Source organism: Streptomyces pactum, assembly GCF_016031615.1.
GTDB lineage: Bacteria > Actinomycetota > Actinomycetes > Streptomycetales > Streptomycetaceae > Streptomyces > Streptomyces pactus.
Genome location: NZ_JACYXC010000001.1, coordinates 2096553 through 2118084 on the forward strand (window position 1 = coordinate 2096553; position 21532 = coordinate 2118084).

General features: G+C 74.0%; 17 protein-coding genes. 5 read left to right on the forward strand and 12 right to left on the reverse strand.

Annotated elements, in window-relative coordinates:
- Nucleotides 1-10: 10 nt before the first annotated feature.
- Both IHE55_RS08265 and IHE55_RS08270 read right to left on the reverse strand, forming a co-directional pair.
- On the reverse strand, nucleotides 11-1018 hold the full coding sequence (locus IHE55_RS08265; RefSeq protein ID WP_197988431.1) for a PhoH family protein: 1008 nt from the start codon (nucleotides 1016-1018) through the stop codon (nucleotides 11-13).
- A 304-nt stretch (nucleotides 1019-1322) separates the two neighbouring features.
- Nucleotides 1323-2507, reverse strand: a complete 1185-nt coding sequence (locus tag IHE55_RS08270; RefSeq protein ID WP_307826568.1) for a PfkB family carbohydrate kinase — start codon at nucleotides 2505-2507, stop codon at nucleotides 1323-1325.
- Between the two features lie 257 nt (nucleotides 2508-2764).
- Here IHE55_RS08270 and IHE55_RS08275 point away from each other — a divergent pair, with 257 nt between their 5' ends.
- Complete coding sequence (locus tag IHE55_RS08275; RefSeq protein WP_197988433.1) at nucleotides 2765-3244, forward strand: ATP-binding protein; 480 nt, start codon at nucleotides 2765-2767, stop codon at nucleotides 3242-3244.
- Here IHE55_RS08275 and IHE55_RS08280 read toward each other — a convergent pair.
- The 7 genes from IHE55_RS08280 to hrcA all read right to left on the reverse strand — a co-directional run bounded on the left by IHE55_RS08280 (nucleotide 3192) and on the right by hrcA (nucleotide 10197).
- Nucleotides 3192-4130, reverse strand: coding sequence for a ribonuclease Z (locus IHE55_RS08280; RefSeq protein WP_197988434.1), 939 nt, complete (start codon nucleotides 4128-4130; stop codon nucleotides 3192-3194). The two genes, IHE55_RS08275 and IHE55_RS08280, sit on opposite strands and share 53 nt — an antisense overlap.
- Nucleotides 4131-4135: 5 nt before the next feature.
- Nucleotides 4136-4495 (reverse strand): histidine triad nucleotide-binding protein, encoded by a 360-nt coding sequence (locus IHE55_RS08285; protein ID WP_197988435.1) that lies wholly within the window; start codon nucleotides 4493-4495, stop codon nucleotides 4136-4138.
- A 494-nt stretch (nucleotides 4496-4989) separates the two neighbouring features.
- The gene (locus tag IHE55_RS08290; protein ID WP_197988436.1) at nucleotides 4990-5454 is read right to left on the reverse strand and encodes a hypothetical protein; all 465 of its coding nucleotides are present in this window, start codon (nucleotides 5452-5454) and stop codon (nucleotides 4990-4992) included.
- Between the two features lie 469 nt (nucleotides 5455-5923).
- A complete protein-coding gene (locus tag IHE55_RS08295) occupies nucleotides 5924-6670 on the reverse strand; it encodes a 16S rRNA (uracil(1498)-N(3))-methyltransferase (protein ID WP_197988437.1) in 747 nt (248 codons plus the stop codon).
- Nucleotides 6667-7752 carry a nitronate monooxygenase gene (locus IHE55_RS08300; RefSeq protein WP_197988438.1) on the reverse strand — a complete coding sequence of 362 codons (1086 nt, stop codon included), beginning with the start codon at nucleotides 7750-7752 and terminating at the stop codon, nucleotides 6667-6669. Before IHE55_RS08300 ends, IHE55_RS08295 begins: the two co-directional genes overlap by 4 nt.
- Before the next feature lie 291 nt (nucleotides 7753-8043).
- On the reverse strand, nucleotides 8044-9180 hold the full coding sequence (dnaJ, locus tag IHE55_RS08305) for a molecular chaperone DnaJ (protein ID WP_197988439.1): 1137 nt from the start codon (nucleotides 9178-9180) through the stop codon (nucleotides 8044-8046).
- The gene (gene hrcA / locus IHE55_RS08310; protein ID WP_197988440.1) at nucleotides 9181-10197 is read right to left on the reverse strand and encodes a heat-inducible transcriptional repressor HrcA; all 1017 of its coding nucleotides are present in this window, start codon (nucleotides 10195-10197) and stop codon (nucleotides 9181-9183) included.
- A gap of 808 nt (nucleotides 10198-11005) precedes the next feature.
- On the opposite strand from hrcA, the gene IHE55_RS08315 reads away from it, so the two are divergent.
- On the forward strand, nucleotides 11006-11812 hold the full coding sequence (locus IHE55_RS08315; RefSeq protein ID WP_197988441.1) for an MBL fold metallo-hydrolase: 807 nt from the start codon (nucleotides 11006-11008) through the stop codon (nucleotides 11810-11812).
- A 46-nt stretch (nucleotides 11813-11858) separates the two neighbouring features.
- Nucleotides 11859-12680: a DUF3097 domain-containing protein gene (locus IHE55_RS08320; protein WP_197988442.1), complete on the forward strand. Its 822-nt coding sequence runs from the start codon at nucleotides 11859-11861 to the stop codon at nucleotides 12678-12680.
- A gap of 371 nt (nucleotides 12681-13051) precedes the next feature.
- On the opposite strand, the gene hemW is transcribed toward IHE55_RS08320, so the two are convergent.
- The 3 genes from hemW to lepA all read right to left on the reverse strand — a co-directional run bounded on the left by hemW (nucleotide 13052) and on the right by lepA (nucleotide 19073).
- Entirely contained in the window at nucleotides 13052-14284 is a 1233-nt protein-coding gene (hemW, locus tag IHE55_RS08325; RefSeq protein WP_197988443.1) for a radical SAM family heme chaperone HemW, read from the reverse strand.
- A gap of 390 nt (nucleotides 14285-14674) precedes the next feature.
- Nucleotides 14675-16561, reverse strand: a complete 1887-nt coding sequence (locus IHE55_RS08330; RefSeq protein ID WP_197988444.1) for an AMP-dependent synthetase/ligase — start codon at nucleotides 16559-16561, stop codon at nucleotides 14675-14677.
- Nucleotides 16562-17201: 640 nt separating this feature from the next.
- A complete protein-coding gene (gene lepA / locus IHE55_RS08335; protein ID WP_197988445.1) occupies nucleotides 17202-19073 on the reverse strand; it encodes a translation elongation factor 4 in 1872 nt (623 codons plus the stop codon).
- A 201-nt stretch (nucleotides 19074-19274) separates the two neighbouring features.
- On the opposite strand from lepA, the gene rpsT reads away from it, so the two are divergent.
- Nucleotides 19275-19541, forward strand: a complete 267-nt coding sequence (gene rpsT / locus IHE55_RS08340) for a 30S ribosomal protein S20 (RefSeq protein WP_197988446.1) — start codon at nucleotides 19275-19277, stop codon at nucleotides 19539-19541.
- 400 nt (nucleotides 19542-19941) lie between these two features.
- On the forward strand, nucleotides 19942-20850 hold the full coding sequence (locus IHE55_RS08345) for a hypothetical protein (protein ID WP_307826570.1): 909 nt from the start codon (nucleotides 19942-19944) through the stop codon (nucleotides 20848-20850).
- The last annotated feature ends 682 nt before the right edge of the window (nucleotides 20851-21532 follow it).

Consider the following 21532-nt stretch of genomic DNA (forward strand, 5'->3'; position numbering starts at 1 on the left):
GGCGCTGTGACTACTGCTTCCCGTTGCGGCTGTCGTACTGCTCGTACGCGTCGACAATACGGCCGACCAGCTTGTGCCGGACCACGTCGGTACTGGTGAGCGTGGCGAAGTGGACGTCCGGGACGCCGTCCAGGATCTCCCGCACCTGGCGCAGACCGCTCTTGGTCCCGTTCGGCAGGTCGACCTGGGTGACGTCTCCGGTGATCACTATCTTGGAGTCGAAGCCGAGCCGGGTGAGGAACATCTTCATCTGCTCGGGGTTGGTGTTCTGCGCCTCGTCGAGAATGATGAACGCGTCGTTGAGCGTCCGGCCGCGCATGTACGCCAGCGGCGCCACCTCGATCGTCCCGGCGGCCATCAGCCGCGGGATGGAGTCGGGGTCGAGCATGTCGTGCAGCGCGTCGTACAGCGGGCGCAGGTACGGGTCGATCTTCTCGTAGAGCGTGCCCGGCAGGAAGCCCAGCCGCTCCCCCGCCTCGACCGCCGGCCGGGTCAGGATGATCCGGTTGACCTGCTTGGACTGCAGGGCCTGGACCGCCTTCGCCATGGCCAGGTAGGTCTTGCCGGTGCCGGCGGGCCCGATGCCGAAGACCACGGTGTGCTTGTCGATGGCGTCGACGTAGCGCTTCTGGTTGAGGGTCTTGGGGCGGATGGTGCGGCCCCGGTTGGAGAGGATGTTCTGGGTGAGCACCTCGGCCGGGCTCTCCGGAACGCCGCCCTCCCCGTTCTCCGCCGCCCGCAGCATGGCGATCGACCGCTCCACCGCGTCCTCCGTCATCGGCTGACCGGTGCGCAGCACCAGCATCATCTCGTCGAAGAGGCGCTGCACCAGGGCGACTTCACGCTCGTCACCGGTGGCCGTGACCTCATTGCCTCGTACATGGATATCTGTGGACGGGAACGCCTGCTCGATGACGCGCAGCAGCGAGTCGCCGGACCCCAGGACCGTGACCATGGGGTGCTTGCTCGGGACCGTGAACTGGGCGTGCGCCTGCCGTCCTGTGGGTGTCTGCGTCATACGTCGGCTCTGCGGCCTGCTCATCCTCCTCAGGCGTTACTCCGGCTGCCGGGCAGCCCGATACCGACAGGATACGACGGGGTGGTCACCCGGCCCGAGCGCTTTTCCACAGCGTGCCAGGGGGTGTGCGGAGCGTCGGCGGACCGCCCCCCGGAACCCGCCGCCGGCCCCGCACGGACGGGCCGGCGGCGTCCGCACGGGGCGTGTCCGGGGGGTCACCGGCCGGCGCGGGGCCGCCCAGGGCGGGGGCCGGGGGCGGCACAGGGCGCGCACCCGGCCCCGGGGCGGCCTGGCGGCCCCCCGGTCAGGCCTTCCGGAAGCCGATGGTCGGCACCGCCCGGGCCAGCGGCCAGGGGCGGGGCGCGGTGGGCACCATGCGGTCCAGGAAGTCGTAGCGGCGGAGGGCGGAGGGGTCCTGGGCGGCGGCGGTGCCGCCCGGCGTGCCCGCGTAGGACTTCATGTGCTGCCACCAGGCGGCCACTTCGGCCCAGCCGGGTGCGGAGAGCGAACCGCCGAACTCCTGCACCGACAGGGCGGCGGTCAGCCCGGCGAACGCCAGCCGGTCGGCGAGCGGCCACTCGGCCAGGGTGCCGGTGACGAAGCCGGCCACGAACACGTCCCCCGCGCCGGTGGGGTCCAGCGCCTCCACCGCGATGGCCGGCACCTCCGCGGTCTCGCCGGTCCGCCCGTCCACCGCGTACGCGCCCTCGGCACCCAGCGTCACCACCGCCAGCGGCACCCGGTCGGCCAGCGCGTGGGCGGCGGCGCGCGGGCAGTCGGTCCGGGTGTAGCGCATCGCCTCGGCGGCGTTGGGCAGGAACGCCTCGCAGTGCTCCAGGTCGGCGAGGTCGGCCGGGTCCCAGCGGCCGGTGTCGTCCCAGCCGACGTCGGCGAAGATCCGGCAGCCCTCGGCGGCCGCCCGGGCGATCCACTCCTCCCGGCTGCCCGGCACCAGGGCGGCGATGGCCGCCCTGGAGTGCGGCGGGCCGGTGGGGTCGCCGCCGGGTCCCCGGCCGGGGCCGGCCGTGGTGAGCGCCCCGTGCGGCGCCCCGCCGCAGGGCGGCGCCTGGTGCCCGTGCGAGACCATGGTGCGCTCGCCCTCGTAGGCCATGGAGACCGTCACCGGGGAGTGCCAGCCGGGCACCGTGCGCGACCGCGACAGGTCGATGCCCTCGCCGGTCTCCAGCGCCTCCCGGCAGTAGTCGCCGTAGATGTCGTCGCCGAACGCGGCGGCGAGCGAGGTGCGCAGCCCCAGCCGGGCCAGCGCGGTCGCCATGTTGGCCACCCCGCCGGGGCTGGAGCCCATGCCCCGGGCCCACGACTCGGTGCCGCGCACCGGTGCGGAGTCCAGGCCGGTGAAGATGATGTCGAGGAACACCGTGCCGGTGAGGTAGACGTCCCACGGCGGGTCACCGGGCCGGCGCAGCGCGGCCAGCGGGTCCAGCAGGGCCGGGGAGCGGTCGGGCTGGTCGCCGTCGTGTGTCGTCACCGTGTGCTCCCGGGTCGTTCCGTTCTCACCCATCGTCCACCATCACGCGGTTACTTCCGGCCACCGTGGCCGGTGATGCCATGTTGTGTCGCTCAACACGCTTGCGCATCAACCGGCTTGCGGGCCACTCTGTGATCCTCCGGCCACTGCCCGCACACGGTCCGCACCGTGTGCCGACCGGGGCGCCTCCGGGGCACTTCCGGACGTCGTCCGGGAGGTGGCGGCGAGCGTCCCGGCGAAGGGTCCTGAAGGCATCCATGGCAGAACAGACAGCCCCGAGCGCCACCGGGCGGGGGCTCTCCCCGGGCGGCGCCCCGGGGCGTACCAGCGTCACCCGGGTGACCGCCCACCCGGAGGAGATCCAGCACGTACGGCGGCAGGCCAACGAGCAGCTACGGCTGTGGGGTCACCCCAAGCACGTCCGCCAGGTCGTCGCGCAGGGCATCAGCGAGCTGCTGACCAACGTGCACAAGCACGTCGGGCACCGGGCGCCGTGCACGCTGTCGCTGGTCGAGCTGGACGGCGGGGTGCGGGTGATGGTCCACGACTCCAGCCCGGAGATGGCCGTGCCGGCCGAGGTCGCCTGGGACGCGGAGACCGGCCGGGGCCTGATCCTGCTGAAGGCGATGGTGGCCGAGCTGTCCTCGGAACCGACCCCGACCGGGAAGGTGGTGTCCTTCCTCGTCACCGACCCGGCGGAGGAGTCCGACGACGGCTGGGGACCGGCACCCGCGTGAGGTCGCGGGCGACGGTCAGCTCCCCCTCGAAGCCCGCGGCGCGCGCCTGTTCGGCGAAGACCGCCGGGTCGTCGTACCGCTGCGAGAAGTGCGTGAGCACCAGGTGCCGCACGCCCGAGGCGGCGGCCACCGCGCCGGCCTGACCTGCCGTCAGGTGGCCGTGCTCGGTGGCCAGCGCCTCGTCCTGGTCCAGGAACGTGGACTCGATGACCAGCAGGTCGCAGCCCTGGGCGAGCGCGTACACCCCGTCGCACAGCCGGGTGTCCATGACGAACGCGAAGCGCTGCCCGTACCGGACCTCGCTCACCTCGTCGAGGGTGACCGTCCGCCCGTCCACCACCAGCGAAGCGGCGCGCTGCAGCCGGCCCACGTCGGGCCCGGCGACGCCGTGTTCGGCCAGCCGCCCGGGGAGCATCCGGCGGCCGTCCGGCTCGGTCAGCCGGTAGCCGAAGGACTCCACGGGGTGGGAGAGCCGCCGCGCCTCCAGCAGGTACCCGGGCGTGCGGGCCAGCACCCCGTCGGCGGCCACCGGTTCCTCGGCGATGGACACCGTCTCCCGGTAGGCGGTGGCGTACCGCAGCCGTTCGAAGAAGCGCCGGCCGCTCGCCGGGAAGTGGGCGGTCACCGGGTGCGGCACCCGGTCGAGGTTGATCCGCTGGATGACCCCGGCCAGCCCCAGCGAGTGGTCGCCGTGGAAGTGCGTCACACAGATCCGGTGGATGTCGTGCGCGGCCACCCCGGCGCGCAGCATCTGGCGCTGGGTGCCCTCCCCGGGATCGAAGAGGATGCCCTGGCCGTCCCAGCGCAGCAGGTACCCGTTGTGGTTGCGGTGCCGGGTGGGGACCTGGCTGGCGGTGCCCAGGACGACCAGTTCGCGTACCGACAAGGCCGTTACCCGGGCGGCCAGTTGAAGCCGCGTCCGCCGAGGACGTGGGCGTGGGCGTGGAAGACGGTCTGGCCGGCCCCGGAACCGGTGTTGAGGATGATCCGGTAGCCGCTGCCGTCGATTCCCTCCACCTTGGCGACCTCGCCGGCCTCGCGCAGCACGTCCGCCGCGACGCCCGGCTCGGCGGCCGCCAGCGACGCGGCGTCCGGGTGGTGGACCTTGGGGATCACCAGGACGTGGGTGGGGGCCTGCGGGTTTATGTCACGGAAGGCGAGGGTGGTGGCGGTGTCCCGGACCACGTCCGCGGGCACCTCCCCCGTCACGATCTTGCAGAACAGGCAGTCCGCCTGCGGTTCTCCCGCCACTGGTGGGCTCCTCCTTCGGTCGCGCCGGCGCATGGCGGCCGGTTCCGTCCCCGGGGATGCTACCGGGCGGCTCCCGGCGCCGCCGCACCCGCCGGAGCGGCCGGGAGGGTGCGCGGGGCGGGTTGGGCGGGGCGCGGGGGGCTCTGCGGCGGGTTGTCCCGGAGGCGTGCGGGCGGGTGTGAGGTGCGCTGCGGGGCCCGGCGTGCAGGGGGCGCTGGGCGGGCCCCGGGGCGAGGGGGCGCAGGCCGGGCGGGGCGCGGGAGCACCGGGGCGGTGTGCGCACGACGCCGACGTGGTGCGCGGGGGGGCGTGCGGGCGGGCGTGGGGGTGTGGGCTGCGTGAGGCCGGCGTACAGGGGGCGCTGGACGGGCCCCAAGGCGCGGGGAGGGGGCACGCGCCGGGGGCGCGGGGAGGGGGCACGCGCCGGGGCGGGCGGTCGGCGCCGGCCATCGCCCGGCGGACGGCCTCCGCCGGGGCCGGCGGCCCGGTACCGGTCAGGAGGCCCGGCGGGTCGCCTCCGCGCTGCCGCAGTCGCCGATCACATCGGCCCGGAAGACCTGCCGCCCCTCCAGCTTCGCGGTCAGATCGCCCTTGACGCAGGCGCCTTTGCGCTCGTAGGTCACCACGCCGTCCACCTGGATGTCGGCGTCACCCTGCTCCGTACGGCCCCGGCAGCGCACGGCGACCTCCCGGACCGGCGTCCGGGACGCACCGGCCCGCTCGTCCCCCTTGGCGTCGCCCGAGCAGGTCAGCCACCGCACCTGGACCCGGCCGCGCTCCAGCGCCTCGGTGGCCACCTTGTCGGTGGTGTAGGCGACGCCGATCGCGGTGAGCCCGCGGTCGTCGTCCGGCTCACAGGCGACGGTGAGGGCCATGGCCGCGCCGGTCACCGCGACGGCCGCCAGCAGTCTGCCGCCCGCCACCCGCCGGACCGGCTCCCGATGCCTCGACACCCGCATGGCGGGCAGCATCCCACCTCGGCGCCCGGTCCGGAAGATGGTCTTCGGCCATCCTTTCCACCGCTACATCGGAGGAAAATCGGACAGGGGCCCTTCATTGTGATGTAGCCGGTTTTGTTCGGTCGGTGGATCGGGCGGAACCGGCCCGGAACGGCCCGCCCGGCGACCGGCAACGGCCCGTCCGGCACCACCTCCGGCCCGTCCGGCACCACCACGGCGGGGCCGGGCGCCGGCCGGGTCCGACGGCCTCGGGGACCGGACCGGCGGCCGGGCAGGTACGGGACCGGCGGCCGGTGGGGCGGGGCCGGCAGCCGTACCGGCCACGCAGGGACCGGTCGGCGGCCGAGACGGGCACGGGACCGGCGGCCGGACCGGGCCGCACCGGGGCCTGACCGGGCCGGACCCGGCGCCGATCCGGCGGTCTCGAAGACCAGGCGGCGCGGGAGGACGGGCGCGACCGGCGGGCCGGTCAGGACCAGCGGCCGGTACGTCCCAGCAGCAGCGCCACCGCCGCGGTGCCGGCGGTGGAGGTGCGCAGCACACTGGGCCCGAGCCGGTACGGTGCCGCCCCCGCCTCCGCGAAGACCGCCAACTCCTCCGGGGAGACCCCGCCTTCGGGCCCGACGACGAGCACGATCTCGCCACCGGCGGGCAGGGTGGCGGTGGCCAGCGGTGCGCTGCCGGCCTCCCGGTCCTCGTGCAGGACGGCGGCGAGATCGGCGCCGGCGAGCAGCCGTGCGACCTCTTTGGTGGACATCGCGTCGTACACCCGGGGGAACCGCACCCGGCGGGACTGCTTGCCGGCCTCCCGCGCGGTGGCCCGCCACTTGGCGAGGGACTTCGCGCCCCGGTCGCCGCGCCACTGGGTGATGCAGCGGGAGGCGGTCCAGGGCACGATCGCGTCCACCCCGGTCTCGGTCATGGTCTCCACGGCGACCTCGCCGCGGTCGCCCTTGGGCAGTGCCTGGACGACCGTGATCCGGGGCGAGGGCTCCTCGGCGACGGCACGCCCGCGGGTGACGTCGACCACCAGCCGGTCCTTGCCCTCGGCGGCGCGCACCACCCCCTCGGCCCAGGCGCCCTCCCCGTCGGTGAGCACCACCTGCTCGCCGGCGTGGAGCCGTCGCACCGAGACGGCGTGCCGCCCCTCGGGCCCGTCCAGGACGTACTCGCCGGCACCGGGGACGGTCTCCACCACGAACACCGGGGCGGTCACGAGACCACTCCGCCGCGCAGCGGGAGGCCACCGAGCGCCTGGTCCAGCTCGGCCGCGAGGAGTTCCACCAGCCGGCCGGCCGGCAGCTCCCGGGCCAGCCGGTGGCCCTGCCCGGCCCACAGCGCCATGGCCTGCGGGTCGCCCGCCCTGGCCGCCGCCTTGCGCAGCCCGGAGGTGAGGTGGTGCACCTGCGGGTAGGCGGCGGGGGCGTACCGGCCGTGCTCCCGCACGAAGCGGTTGACCAGGCCGCGGGCCGGCCGGCCGGAGAAGGCGCGGGTCAGCTCGGTGCGGGTGAACAGCGGGTCGGTCAGCGCCCTCTTGTGCAGCGGGCTGGCGGCCGACTCCGGGCAGACCAGGAACGCGGTGCCCAGCTGGGCGGCGCTCGCCCCCGCCGCCAGGACCGCGGCGATCTGCGAGCCGCGCATCAGTCCGCCGGCCGCGACGATCGGCAGCGGCACCGCTTCCCGGACCAGGGCGACCAGCGCCAGCAGGCCGAAGCCGGCGCCGGTGCCGTCGGCCTGCGGGTCGTCCCGGTGGGTGCCCTGGTGGCCGCCCGCCTCGACGCCCTGGACGCAGACGGCGTCGGCACCCGCCCGGTACGCGGCCTGGGCCTCCACAGGGGAGGTGACGGTGACCACGGTCCGGGTCCCCGCCCGGGCGAACGCCTCCAGCACCGGGCGGGAGGGGCAGCCGAAGGTGAAGGAGACCACCGGGACCGGGTCCTCCAACAGTATGGCGAGCTTGACCTCGTAGGCGTCGTCGTTGCCCGAGTCGGGGTCGCCCAGCTCCGTCTCGTACCAGGACGCCTCACCGGCCAGCTGTTCGCGGTAGACCTCCACGGCGGCCGGGTCGGCGGTGGCCGGCTGCGGCATGAAGAGGTTCACCCCGAAGGGGCGGTCGGTCTGCGCGCGGAGCTGTTTGATCTCCTCGTACATCGCCTCCGGCGTCTTGTAGCCCGCGGCGAGGAAGCCGAGGCCGCCCGCCTCGGAGACGGTCGCGGCGAGCTGGGGACAGGAGGCGCCACCGGCCATGGGGGCCTGCACGATCGGGTACCGAAAAAGATCGGTCAGCGCAGAGGACATGAACACATCGTGTCACGTTCCCGGCACCGACCCGTAATGCGTCCCGGGCCGGCTCCGGGAGCGCTCACTTGCCCCGGAGGGAGGGTCCCCGGGCGAGGCCGGCAGCCGTGCCGCACTCCCGGGGCGGATGCCCCCGGACCCGGTGTTTCCGGCCTCGGACCCGGTGTTTCCGGCCTCGACGGCCTCCCGGACCGGTGGCGCCGGGGCCGGCCGCGGGCGGGCCGGAGCGGCCTGCGGCACATCCGTCCCGGACCGCCGTACACCGGTCCGGGACGGCGGTCACCCGCGGGCTCACCGCCCGTTGAACGCGTCCTTCAGCCGGGAGAACAGACCCTGCTGCCCTGGCTTGAATTCGCCCATCGGCCGCTCCTCGCCGCGCAGCTTGGCCAGCCGCTGCAGCAGCTCGGTCTGCTCCGCGTCGAGCTTGTTCGGGGTCTGCACCTCGACGTGGACCACGAGGTCGCCCCGCCCGCCACCGCGCAGGTGCGTGACACCGCGCTGGTGGAGCGGGATGGACTGGCCGGACTGGGTACCGGGCCGGATGTCCACCTCCTCCAGGCCGTCCAGGGTCTCCAGCGGCACCTTGGTGCCCAGCGCCGCCGCGGTCATCGGGATGGTGACGGTGCAGTGCAGATCGTCGCCGCGGCGCTGGAAGACCTGGTGCGCGATCTCGTGGATCTCGACGTACAGGTCACCGGCCGGGCCGCCGCCGGGACCGACCTCGCCCTCACCGGCGAGCTGGATCCGGGTGCCGTTGTCCACACCGGCGGGGATCTTCACGGTGAGGGTGCGGCGGGACCGCACCCGGCCGTCCCCGGCGCACTCCGGGCAGGGGGTGGGCACCACGGTGCCGAAGCCCTGGCACTGCGGACACGGCCGGGAGGTCATGACCTGGCCCAGGAAGGACCGCGTCACCTGCGACACCTCGCCGCGGCCCCGGCACATGTCACAGGTCTGGGCGGAGGTGCCCGGGGCCGCGCCCTCGCCGCTACACGTGGTGCAGACCACGGCGGTGTCCACCTGGATGTCCTTGGTGGTGCCGAACGCGGCCTCGTCCAGCTCGATGTCGAGACGGATCATGGCGTCCTGCCCGCGCCGGGTCCGCGAGCGCGGACCGCGCTGGGAGGCGGTGCCGAAGAAGGCGTCCATGATGTCGGAGAAGTTCCCGAAGCCCGCGCCGAAGCCCCCGGCGCCGGCCCCGCCGCCGGTGCTGGACAGCGGGTCCCCGCCGAGGTCGTAGACCTGCTTCTTCTGCGGGTCCGACAAGACCTCGTAGGCGGCGTTGATCTCCTTGAACCGCTCCTGGGTCTTGGGGTCCGGATTCACATCCGGGTGCAGTTCACGGGCGAGCCTGCGGAACGCCTTCTTGATCTCGTCCTGCGAGGCATCCCGCCGCACGCCCAGGACTGCGTAGTAGTCCGTCGCCACTTACGACTCCGCCAGGATCTGTCCGACGTAACGTGCCACTGCGCGTACCGCTCCCATCGTTCCGGGGTAGTCCATGCGGGTCGGTCCGACCACGCCGAGTTTCGCGACCGCCTCGTCGCCAGAACCGTAGCCGACCGCGACGACGGACGTGGAGTTCAGCCCCTCATGGGCGTTCTCGTGCCCGATGCGCACGGTCATGCCCGAGTCCTTGGCCTCACCCAGCAGTTTCAGCAGCACGACCTGCTCCTCCAGGGCCTCCAGCACCGGCCGGATGGTGAGAGGAAAGTCATGCACGAAGCGGGTGAGATTGGCGGTGCCGCCGATCATCAGCCGCTCCTCGGGCTCCTCCACCAGCGTCTCCAGCAAGGTGGCGAGCACCGCGGACACGGTGCCCCGGTCGTCGGACTCGAACGACTCGGGGAGGTCCTGCACCAGTTGCGGTACGTCGGAGAACCGGCGCCCGACCACCCGGCTGTTGAGCCGGGCGCGCAGGTCCGCCAGCGCCGCCTCGCCGACCGGGGCCGGGCAGTCCACCATGCGCTGCTCGACCCGGCCGGTGTCCGTGATGAGCACCACCATGACCCGGGCGGGCGCCAGGGCCAGGAGTTCCACGTGGCGGACGGTGGAGCGGGTGAGCGAGGGGTACTGCACCACGGCGACCTGCCGGGTCAGCTGGGCCAGCAGCCGCACCGTGCGCCCCACCACGTCGTCCAGGTCCACCGCCCCGTCCAGGAAGTTCTGGATGGCGCGGCGCTCGGCCTGGGAAAGCGGCTTGACGCCGGCGAGCTTGTCCACGAACAGGCGGTAGCCCTTGTCGGTGGGGATGCGGCCGGCGCTGGTGTGCGGCTGGGCGATGTACCCCTCGTCCTCCAGCGCCGCCATGTCGTTGCGCACCGTGGCGGGGGACACCCCCAGCCGGTGGCGCTCGGTGAGCGCCTTGGAACCGACCGGCTCCTCGGTACCGACATAGTCCTGGACGATGGCGCGCAGCACTTCCAGTCTGCGTTCGCTCAGCACGCGCTCACCTCCTTGCCCGTCGGCCGGGCTCTACGGGCTCTGTGGGCCTTCCCGCTGGCACTCAGCCGGGCCGAGTGCCAAATCCTTCCTGAGTCAGTGTACGGCCGGGGGCCGTGGCGGGGGCAAGAGCCGTCCCCGCGCCTGTGGACAGCGCCAGTTGAGCGTTCCGGCGGCCGCGGGGTGGGGGTACGGGTGGTCACCGGTGGGGCGGGCGGGGCGATGCGGCGGCGCGGGCGCCCGCCGCGGACGCGAGGCACGGGCGGGCGGCGCGGGCGGGCGGAGGCGGGGCGTGGATACCGGGGGTGCGGGTCGGCGGGGTGGTGCAGGTGACGGGGCTGCGTACCGCGGACACGGGGTGCGGGTCGGCGGGAGCGGGGCGCGGGCGGGCGGTGTGTGCGGGGCGGACCGGGGCACGCGGCGGGCCGGTTCGGGGCGCGGGTCGGCGGGGGCACGCGGCGGGCCGGTTCGGGGGCGCGGGTCGGCGGGGGCGCGTGGCGGGGCGGATCGGGGCGGGGGCGCCGGGGCGCACGGCGGCGGGCGCTGGGTGGCGCGGCAGCGAGCACCGGGGCGCGGCAGCGGGCGCCGGGGCGCACGGCGGCGCGGCACCGGGGCGGACGCCGGGCCAGGTCACTCCGTCCCGGGCGGGCGGGCGCCCCCGGTTTCCGCCGGACCGCGTGCCTCCGCTTTCCCGCGGCGGAGCCCTCCGGTTCCGGCCGGCGGGGCGTTCCGCTTCCGGCCGGCGCCTGGGGCCCCCGGCGGGCGTACCGCCGCTCCCGCGCTGCCGGGCCCCGGGCGCTAGCGTCGGCCCATGGACAGCACTGTGAAGAAGAGCGGCGCCGAAGCCGTGGCACCGGACGGCTGGGAACATCTCGCCCCCGGGGTGGCGCGGCGGCGGATGCCCGGCTGGGACGAGACGGTGGGCGTGGTCGCCGGCGACCACGGGGTCCTGGTGGTGGACGCCGGCGCCACCCCGGCCGACGGCGCCGCGCTGTACCGCGAGATCACCGGACTGTTCGGCCGGCGGCCCACCCATGTGGTGCTCACCCACCCGCACTTCGACCACGTCATGGGTGCCGCCGGTTTCACCGGCTGCGAGGTGTACGCGGCCGTCGGCATGGACGGGGTGCTCAGCCGTGGCCGGGACGAGCTGCGCGGGGACGCCGAACGCCACGGCGTGCCGGCGGCCACCGCCGCCGAGGCGGCCGAGCTGCTGGTGACCCCGCACCACCTGGTCTCCGGCGAACTCACCGTGGACCTCGGCGGCGGCCGGCGGGTGGTGATCGCCAACGTGGGCCCCGGCCACACCGGGCACGATCTGGCGGTGCTGGTGCCCGGGCCGGTGCCGGTGGTGTTCTGCGGGGACCTGGTGGAGGAGTCCGGCGAACCGCAGGCCGGGCCGGACGCGGTGCCGGCCCGCTGGCCCGCGGCGATGGACCGGCTGCTGGCGCTCGGCGGCGAGGAGGCCCGGTACGTGCCCGGGCACGGCGCGGTGGTGGACGCCGCCTTCGTCCGGGCCCAGCGCGACGAACTGGCCGGACCGTCCGGGGGCCCTCGGGAGGGCGGCGGACCCGCCGGCGAGGCCGCTCCGCCCGCGGCCGGTCCCGGCGTGTCGTGATCCCCACCCGCCACCGCGATCCGCCGTTTTTTCGTATCGTCGGCCGGTGCGCAGCCAACAGTACGACCCCGACCTGACCCCGCCGTGGAAGCGGCGGACCGCGGTGCCCGAGGTCCCGGCGGAGACCGATCTGGTGGTCGAGGAGATCACCACCGGCTTCTGCGGCGCCGTGATCCGCTGCGAGAAGACGGCCCAGGGGCCCACCGTCACCCTGGAAGACCGGTTCGGCAAGCAGCGGGTGTTCCCGATGGAGCCGCGCGGCTTCCTGCTGGAGGGCACGGTGGTCACCCTGGTCCGCCCGGCCGCCGCCGCGCCGGCCCGGCCCCGGCTGACCGCCTCCGGCTCGCTCGCCGTACCCGGCGCACGGGCCCGGGTGGCGCGCGCCGGGCGCATCTACGTGGAGGGCCGGCACGACGCCGAGCTGGTGGAGCGGGTCTGGGGCGACGACCTGCGGATCGAGGGCGTGGTGGTGGAGTACCTGGAGGGCGTGGACGACCTCCCGGAGATCGTCCGCTCCTTCTCCCCCACGCCGGACGCGCGGCTGGGCGTCCTGGTGGACCACCTGGTGCCCGGCTCCAAGGAGTCCCGCATCGCGGCCGAGGTCACCGACGAGAACGTGCTGATCGTCGGCCACCCGTTCATCGACATCTGGCAGGCGGTGAAGCCGTCGTCGCTGGGGATCGCCGGCTGGCCGTCCGTGCCCCGCGGCCAGGACTGGAAGACCGGCGTCTGCCGGGCGCTCGGCTGGCCGGAGAACACCGGCGCCGCCTGGCAGCGCATCCTGGGCGCGGTCCGTACCTACCGCGACCTGGAGCCGGAGCTGCTGGGGGCGGTGGAACGGCTCATCGACCACGTGACGGTGCCCTGACCCGCACCTGACGGAAGCCGTGCACCGACCGGCGGGCCCTCGGGGCCGGTGACCCGGCCGGGGCCCGCCGTCACCTGGAACCGGGCGGCACCGAGCGGCGGGGGCCGCCGGCCTCGGCGGGACCGGCCGGCAGCCGCGCCGCGCACGGCGCCGTGCCCGGCCCGGCCCGGCCCGGCCGGGGCAGGGCAGGGCAGGGCAGGAGACCGAGGCGGGCCCGGGCGAGCCGGCAGCCGTGGCAGGCGGTGGCGGGTGTCCGTGGCGGTGGGCGGGCGGAGGCCGGGTCCGTGGCGATGGGCGGGCGGGAGCGGCGGTGTCCGGGGCGCGTGAGGTGGCACGTAACGGCCGGCCCCGGAGGTGGCATCAGCCTGGCGTCAGTCCACCAGGTCGCGCACCACCGCGTCCGCCAGCAGCCGCCCGCGCAGCGTCAGCACCGCGCGCCCGGTCTCGTACGCCCCGGGGTCCAGCAGTCCGTCCCGCACCGCGCGCGCCGCGGCCCGGTCACCCACCGGGGTGAGCAGGTCGCGCGGGCAGCCGTCGGCGAGGCGCAGTTCCAGCAGGATGCGCTCCACCCGGCGGTCCTCCGCGGTGAGCACCTCGCGGCCGGCGCCGGGCGAACGGCCTTCGCTCAGCGCCTGGGCGTACGCGCCGGGGTGCTTCACGTTCCACCAGCGCACGCCGCCGATGTGGCTGTGCGCACCGGGGCCCGCGCCCCACCAGTCCGCGCCCCGCCAGTACAGCTCGTTGTGGTGGCAGCGGCCCCGCTCGGAAGTCGCCCAGTTGGAGACCTCGTACCAGGCGAACCCGGCGGCCGACAGCATCTCCTCGGCGATCAGATACCGGTCGGCGTGCACGTCGTCGTCGGTCATCGGCACCTCGCCGCGGCGGATGCGCCGGGCCAGCTGGGTGCCCTCCTCGACGATCAGGGCGTACGCCGAGATGTGGTCGGGCCCGGCGCCGAGCGCCGCCCGCAGCGAGGCGCGCCAGTCCTCGTCGCTCTCGCCCGGCGTGCCGTAGATCAGGTCGAGGTTGACGTGCTCGAAGCCGGCGGCACGGGCCTCGGCCACACACGCCTCCGGCCGGCCCGGCGTGTGGCTGCGGTCCAGCACCCGCAGCACGTGCTGCCGGGCGCTCTGCATGCCGAAGGAGATCCGGTTGAACCCGCTCGCCCGCAGTTCGTCGAGGTACCGGGGGTCCACCGACTCCGGGTTGGCCTCGGTGGTGACCTCCGCGCCGTCCGCGAGCCCGAACTCATCCCTGATCACGGCGAGCATCCGGCCGAGGTCGGCGGCCGGCAGCAGGGTGGGGGTACCGCCCCCGACGAAGACGGTCTCCACCGGGCGGGGGTCGTCGCCGAGCACCTTCCGGGCCAGCCGGACCTCCTCGGCGAGGATGTCGGCGTAGTTCTCCCGCGAGGCCAGGACGCCACCCGAACCGCGCAGCTCACCGGCGGTGTAGGTGTTGAAGTCGCAGTAGCCGCAGCGGGTCGCGCAGTACGGGACGTGCAGGTAGAAGCCGAGCGGCCGCCCGGCGGCGCCGTCCAGCGCGTGGCGGGGCAGCGCCCCGTCGTCGGGCACGGGCTCACCATCGGGCAGTACGGAAGGCATACGTCCCATTGTCCGGCATCGCCCGAGCACCCCGGGCCGCCGTCCGCGGGCGAGCGGCCCGGGACCGGAACCGGGCGGCGCGGCGGCGGCCCGCGCCACGGAGGCTCGGGCCGTGCCGTGCGACGGGGGCCGGGTGGAAAGGTACGCGGTCCGGGCGGGAGGAACGCGGCCCGCGGTAAGGGGCCCGGGCACGGGAGGAAACGGGCCCCGCGACGGAGGCCTGATGGCACGCACCGCCCGGCAGGGGCCGGAGTGGGGAGGCGCAGCCCACGGCACGGGGCCCGACCGGGGGCGGCGGGGCCCCGCGGGAACGCGGGGCCGGTGCGGCGGCGGGTCCGGCGCCGTGGCGGGCCCGGCGCCGTGGCGGGGAGGCGGCGGGCCCGCGCCGGTTCACGTCTCGCGGGTGCCGGCGTACATCTCCTCGATCAGGTGCCGGTACTCCCGCTCCACCACCGGCCGCTTGAGCTTCAGGCTGGGGGTCAGCTCGCCGTGCTCCACGTCCAGGTCGCGCGGGAGCAGACGGAACTTCTTGATCGTCTGCCACCGCTGGAGACCGCTGTTCAGCTCCTGGACGTACCCCTCGATCAGCTCGCCGACCTGCGGGGACGCCACCACCTCGGCGTACGTCCGGCCCGCCAGGCCGTTCTCCCCGGCCCAGGCCAGGATCGACGGTTCGTCGAGTGCGATCAGCGCGGTGCAGTAGTTGCGGTCCGCGCCGTGCACCAGGATGTTCGACACGTACGGGCAGACGGCCTTGAACCGGCCCTCGACCTCCGCCGGGGCCACGTACTTGCCGCCCGACGTCTTGATCAGGTCCTTCTTCCGGTCGGTGATCCGCAGGTAGCCGTCCGGCGACAGCTCGCCGATGTCACCGGTGTGCAGCCAGCCGTCCGGCTCCAGGACCTCCTCGGTCTTCTCCGGCTGGCCGTGGTAGCCCTGCATGATGCCCGGGCCGCGCAGCAGGATCTCGCCGTCGTCGGCGATGCGCACCTCCAGGCCGGGCAGCGCCTTGCCGACCGTGCCGGTGCGGTAGTTCTCGGGGTTGAGGAAGCTCGCGGCACTGGACTCGGTCATGCCGTAGCCCTCCAGGATGTTGATCCCGGCGCCCGCGAAGAAGTAGCCGATCTCCGGGGCGAGGGAGGCCGACCCGGAGACCGCGGCGCGCAGCCGGCCGCCGAACGCCTCCCGCAGCTTGGCGTAGACGAGCTTGTCGGCGAGGGCGTGCTTGGTGCGCAGGCCGAGCGGCACCGAGGCGGTACCGGTGCGGCGGAAGTTGTCCTGGGAGACCCGGGCGTACTCCCGGGCGACCCCGGCCGCCCACTGGAAGACCTTGTACTTGGCGGCCCCGCCCTCCCGGGCCTTGGCCGCCACCCCGTTGTAGACCTTTTCGAAGATCCGCGGCACCGCGCACATGTAGGTGGGGCGGACCACCGGCAGATTCTCGATGATCTTGTCGATCCGGCCGTCGACGGCGGTGGAGTGCCCGACGTAGATCTGTCCGGCGGTGAGCACCTTGCCGAAGACGTGGGCGAGCGGCAGCCACAGGTACTGGAGGTCGTCCTCGTCGAGCAGGTTGATGTTGCCGATGGAGACGGCCATGTAGGACCAGGCGTCGTGCGGCAGCCGCACGCCCTTGGGGCGGCCGGTGGTGCCGGAGGTGTAGATGAGAGTGGCCAACTGGTCGGCGCGGAGCGCCGCCACCTGGTCGCGGACGGCGTCGGGGCGCTCGTCCAGCAGGGCCAGACCGCGCTTCTCCAGCTCGGTCAGGGAGAGCACCCAGCCGTCGGGGTCCCCCTCGGCGGGCACCGCGTCCGCACCTTCGATCACCACCACATGGGCCAGCTCGGGCAGCTCGGCACGCTTGGCGCGCGCCTTGGCGAGCTGGGCCGCGTCCTCGGCGATCAGGACCCGGCTGCCGGAGTCGGAGAGGATGAACGCGGTCTCGTCGGCGTTGGTGCTCGGGTACACGGTGGTGGTGGCCGCACCCGCGCAGAGCACCCCGAGGTCGGCGAGGACCCACTCGATCCGGGTGTTGGAGGCGATCGCCACCCGCTCCTCGGGGCGGACCCCGAGCGCCATCAGCCCGGCGGCCATGGCGAAGACCCGGTCGGCGGTCTGCTGCCAGGTCAGCGGCGTCCACTCATCGGGGCCCTGGCCGGAGGCGGGCGGCACCGGGTAGCGGAACGCCTCGCGGTCCGGTGTCTCCGCGACCCGCTGGAGGAACAGGGTGGCCAGCGACGGCAACCGGTTGTCAAGCAGCGTCTGTGTGTCGGTCACGGCAACCTCCGGGGCCCGCCTCAGGGCTTATGACTCGCGAGTAACATTCGAGCAGGGTCAGCGTAGATGCCTGGTCGGGCGTTGGTAAGGGTGCGGACCGACGTTGTTCACATCGTTCACCCCGATACGTCCGCCCTCCCGTCACCTCCGCCCCGGGCCGCGAGACCCCGGACCGGAAGGAGCGGGAGGAGGGCCGGCCCACCCGGCCGGGACCGTGGTGGCCGCCCACCCGGTTCCCCGTACGGACGGTTCCCCGCACGGACGCGCTCCCGGGGCCGGCGTGCGCCCCGGCCAAGGGTTTCCCGGACCGGACGGATCCCGGACGCCCTCCGCGGACGGACCGGCCACCGGCCGGGGCGGATCCCCGGCGAGGTACGGCGCCCCCCGTCGAGACGGCGTCCCAGGCGAGGTGCGGCGCCGCGCCGTGGCCGGCTTCCGCCGGGACGGGCGCCCCGCGGCGGTCCGCCCCGGTGCCATGGGCGCCCCCGGTGGCCGGCCCGCCTGCCGAGGCCGGCCCACCGAGGCCGGACCGAGCCGCCGCGGGCGGGGGCGCGTCCGTCCTGTCCGCCCTCCTCCGTACCGGGGCCGGCCCGCACGGCGCGCCGGTACGGCCCCGGTGACGGAAGGCCCGCCGGTGACGCTACTTCTTGCCCTTGGCCTGCCCGGAGTCGTCGCTGGAGAGCACCGCGATGAACGCCTCCTGCGGGACCTCCACCGAGCCGACCATCTTCATCCGCTTCTTGCCTTCCTTCTGCTTCTCCAGCAGCTTCCGCTTACGGGAGATGTCACCGCCGTAGCACTTGGCGAGGACGTCCTTGCGGATGGCACGGATGGTCTCCCGGGCGATGACCCGGGAACCGATGGCGGCCTGCACCGGGACCTCGAAGTTCTGCCGCGGGATCAGCTCGCGCAGCTTGGCCACCAGCCGCACCCCGTAGGCGTACGCCTGGTCCTTGTGGGTGATCGCGGAGAAGGCGTCCACCTTGTCGCCATGCAGCAGGATGTCCACCTTCACCAGCTGCGAGGTCTGCTCGCCGGTGGGCTCGTAGTCGAGCGAGGCGTACCCGCGGGTCTTGGACTTCAGCTGGTCGAAGAAGTCGAAGACGATCTCGGCCAGCGGCAGGGTGTAGCGGATCTCCACCCGGTCCTCGGAGAGGTAGTCCATGCCGAGCAGGGCACCGCGGCGGGTCTGGCAGAGCTCCATGATCGCGCCGATGAACTCGCTGGGCGCCAGGATCGTGGCCCGGACCACCGGCTCGTAGACCTCGGCGATCTTGCCCTCGGGGAACTCGCTCGGGTTGGTGACGGTGTGCTCGGTGTCGTCCTCCATGATCACCCGGTACACCACGTTGGGGGCGGTGGCGATCAGGTCCAGGCCGAACTCTCGCTCCAGCCGCTCCCGGATCACGTCCAGGTGGAGCAGGCCGAGGAAGCCGACGCGGAAGCCGAAGCCGAGCGCCGCCGAGGTCTCCGGCTCATAGACCAGCGCGGCGTCGTTGAGCTGGAGCTTGTCCAGGGCGTCGCGGAGGTCGGGGTAGTCCGAGCCGTCCAGCGGGTAGAGCCCGGAGAACACCATCGGCTTGGGGTCCTTGTAGCCGCCGAGCGCCTCGGTGGCCCCGCGGCTCTGCTGGGTGATGGTGTCACCCACCTTGGACTGGCGGACGTCCTTCACGCCGGTGATCAGGTACCCCACCTCGCCGACGCCCAGGCCGTCGGCGGGGAGCATCTCCGGCGAGTTGGTGCCGATCTCCAGCAGCTCGTGGGTGGCGCCGGTGGACATCATCCGGATGCGCTCGCGCTTGGAGAGCTGGCCGTCCACCACCCGGACGTACGTCACCACACCGCGGTAGGAGTCGTACACCGAGTCGAAGATCATCGCGCGGGCGGGCGCGTCGGCGACGCCGACCGGGGCCGGGACCGCCTCCACCACGCGGTCCAGCAGCGCCTCGACCCCGACACCGGTCTTGGCCGAGACCTTGAGCACGTCCGCCGGGTCGCAGCCGATGAGACCGGCCAGCTCCTCGGAGAACTTCTCCGGCTGGGCGGCCGGCAGGTCGATCTTGTTCAGCACCGGGATGATCGCGAGGTCGTTCTCCATCGCCAGGTACAGGTTGGCGAGGGTCTGCGCCTCGATGCCCTGCGCGGCGTCCACCAGGAGGATGGTGCCCTCGCAGGCCGCCAGCGAACGCGAGACCTCGTAGGTGAAGTCCACGTGGCCGGGCGTGTCGATCATGTTGAGGATGTGGGTCGTCCCCGCGGCCTCGCCCGAGGTGGGCGCCCACGGCAGGCGGACCGCCTGGGACTTGATCGTGATGCCGCGCTCACGCTCGATGTCCATACGGTCGAGGTACTGCGCGCGCATCTGTCGCTGCTCGACCACGCCCGTGAGCTGAAGCATCCGGTCGGCGAGCGTGGACTTGCCGTGGTCGATGTGCGCGATGATGCAGAAGTTGCGGATGTGCGCCGGGTCGGTACGGCTTGGCTCCGGCACGTGGGTAGGGGTCGCGGGCACGCAGCGTCCTGTGTCTAGGCGGGACTCGGGTGTGTTGTTCCCCCCATCGTCCCATGACTGGCCGGGACTGACCGGTTTGGGACGCCATACCGCCTGCTGGTAGCCTGGCTCACTGTGCCTCTTGCCCTCTCAGCGCGAGGTACGAACCGTGCCCCGGCAGGGGTGCGCCGGAATTCCAGTCGAACCTGTAAAGGCTCATTCGTGGCGAACATCAAGTCCCAGATCAAGCGGAACAAGACCAACGAGAAGGCGCGCCTGCGCAACAAGGCCGTCAAGTCCTCGGTCAAGACCGCCGTCCGCAAGGCCCGCGAGGCCGTGGCCGCCGGTGACCTGGAGAAGGCCACCGTGGCTGCCCGCGAGGCCGCCCGCAAGCTCGACAAGGCCGCCAGCAAGGGCGTGATCCACAAGAACGCCGCCGCCAACAAGAAGTCGGCGCTGGCGCAGCAGGTCGCGACCCTCAAGGGCTGACCGAGCTCGCTCACCCCGGGCCATGAGCCCCTCGCCGGAACGGGCACACAGCGGTCCCTCTCACCCGCTCCGACCGGCACCCGACAGGACGGCCGCACGGCCTCCTGAGCACACAGCATCGCGCCGCACGCGGCCTGCGTTCGCCACGCGGGTGCGGCGCACCGAAGTACCGAACGTATCCGCCGACAGCGCGGTACGTGAGGAAAGACCCCGTGACCGTCCTTTCCCCAGGGACGGACGCGGGGTCTTTCTTCTGTAGGGGTTCCGGTACTCTTCGCGCATGTCGATACCGGGGGAACACAATCCGTACGCCCAGCAGCCACCACAGCAGCCGGGCCAGCCGCCCCAGTCTCCGCAGCCTCCGCAGGGCCAGCCGCCGGTCCCGCCGCAGGGTCAGCCCGTGGCGTCCAACCCCTACGCGCAGATGCCGCCGCAGCAGCCGGGCCAGGGGCACGCCCCGGGCGCCGTCCCCAACCCGTACGCCCAGCCCACCATGGCCTCGATGCCGCTGCCGGGCGACCCCTCGGGGTACGGACCGGGCGGGGTGACCCCGCCCGCCCCGGCCGGCCGTAAGCCCTGGCTGTGGGCGCTCGGCGGCGCGGTCGCCGCCTCGGCCGTCTGGGCCGGCGCGGTCTTCGCCACCGGAGGCTTCGGCGGCGACCCGGACCCCGAACTCGCCGGGTACGCCTACACCGACGACCTCTGCGCCTCCAGCGACTTCTCCGCCGTCACCGATGACGGCGACTACCAGAAGGAAGAGCCGGACGACTCCGACGAGAAGAACCCGGAGCACTTCGGCACCGAGCACGCCGCCCTCGACTCGATGAACTGCAACATCGACTTCGAGCCGGCCAACGCGGACAGCGACGACTACTCCAGCGCCTGGCTCTACTCCACCGCCCAGCTGCACAAGAAGACCGACCCGGGTCCGGAGTTCGAGGCGACGTACCGGGCCTACGAGGACCAGAAGCGCGGCTCCTACCGGTACCGGCTCAAGGAGATCAAGGGCCTGGGCGACGAGGCGTACCTGGTCACCCAGGTCGACAAGGACAAGGACTCCGATGACGAGTCCGACGGCGAGTACATGATCCTCGGCGTGCGCGACGGCTGGCTGACCTACTCCCTCACCTGGTCCGAGTACGTGTCCAGCAGTTCTTCGGACGACTACGACTCGGATTACGACTCCGACTACGGCTCCGACTCCGACTCCGACGAGCACATGGCGGCGACCCCCACCGAGGTCGAGGAGATGCTGAAGAAGACGGCCGAGGCGTCGCTGAAGAAACTGCGGCAGGAGTCGGCGAAGTAGCCGCCCGGCGGGGCGTCCGGCCCCGCCCCCACCACGACCCGAACGCGGCCGCTCCCCAGGCCCGGACCAGGCCCGCCCCGACGGAGGCATGGGTACGGGCAGGATGTGGTGGCTGGTGGGTCGTGTGCCCTGGTCCGCCGGACCGGCCTGGGGCGCAGGATCGGCCTGGGGCGTAGGACCGGCCTGACGCGCAGGATCGGCCCGGGGCGTAGGACTGGCCTGACGCGCCGGACAGGCCGGGTGCGCGGTCAAGCCCTGGACGCCGGGCGCGCCGGCGGACTTCGTGCACCGGACGGTGGCCGGTGTGTGCCGGACCGTGGCCGGTGTGTGCCGGACCGTGGCTGGTGTACCGGGTGGGCCGGGCACACCTTGACCGACCTGGTGCCGGACGGGCCGGGCAACCGGGGCCCCGGCCGACCGGGGTGACGACGGGTCAGTGCCACTGACCGGTGAGCGGCGCCGGCCAGCCGTGGGCGTCGGCCGGTCAGGGGCACCGACCCTTCGGTGGCGGGCGTCGGACTCTTCGGTGGCGGGCGCCGGACTCCGTGGGGACCGGCGTGACCGGGCGGCATCTCCGGCTCGGCCCGGCCGGGCGAACGCGGCCGATCGAGGCATGACCCCGCCCGTGGTTGGCCCGCCACGCACGGGCGGGGGCCACAGCGGCCGACCCGTACGCATCGAG

Excerpts from the sequence above, each read along its gene's own strand:
- IHE55_RS08290 (WP_197988436.1), bottom strand. The coding sequence starts at position 5,454 with ATGCGGGTGTCGAGGCATCGGGAGCCGGTCCGGCGGGTGGCGGGCGGC.
- hemW (WP_197988443.1), bottom strand. The coding sequence starts at position 14,284 with ATGCCTTCCGTACTGCCCGATGGTGAGCCCGTGCCCGACGACGGGGCG.
- IHE55_RS08315 (WP_197988441.1), top strand. The coding sequence starts at position 11,006 with ATGGACAGCACTGTGAAGAAGAGCGGCGCCGAAGCCGTGGCACCGGAC.
- IHE55_RS08275 (WP_197988433.1), top strand. The coding sequence starts at position 2,765 with ATGGCAGAACAGACAGCCCCGAGCGCCACCGGGCGGGGGCTCTCCCCG.
- IHE55_RS08300 (WP_197988438.1), bottom strand. The coding sequence starts at position 7,752 with ATGTCCTCTGCGCTGACCGATCTTTTTCGGTACCCGATCGTGCAGGCC.
- IHE55_RS08265 (WP_197988431.1), bottom strand. The coding sequence starts at position 1,018 with ATGACGCAGACACCCACAGGACGGCAGGCGCACGCCCAGTTCACGGTC.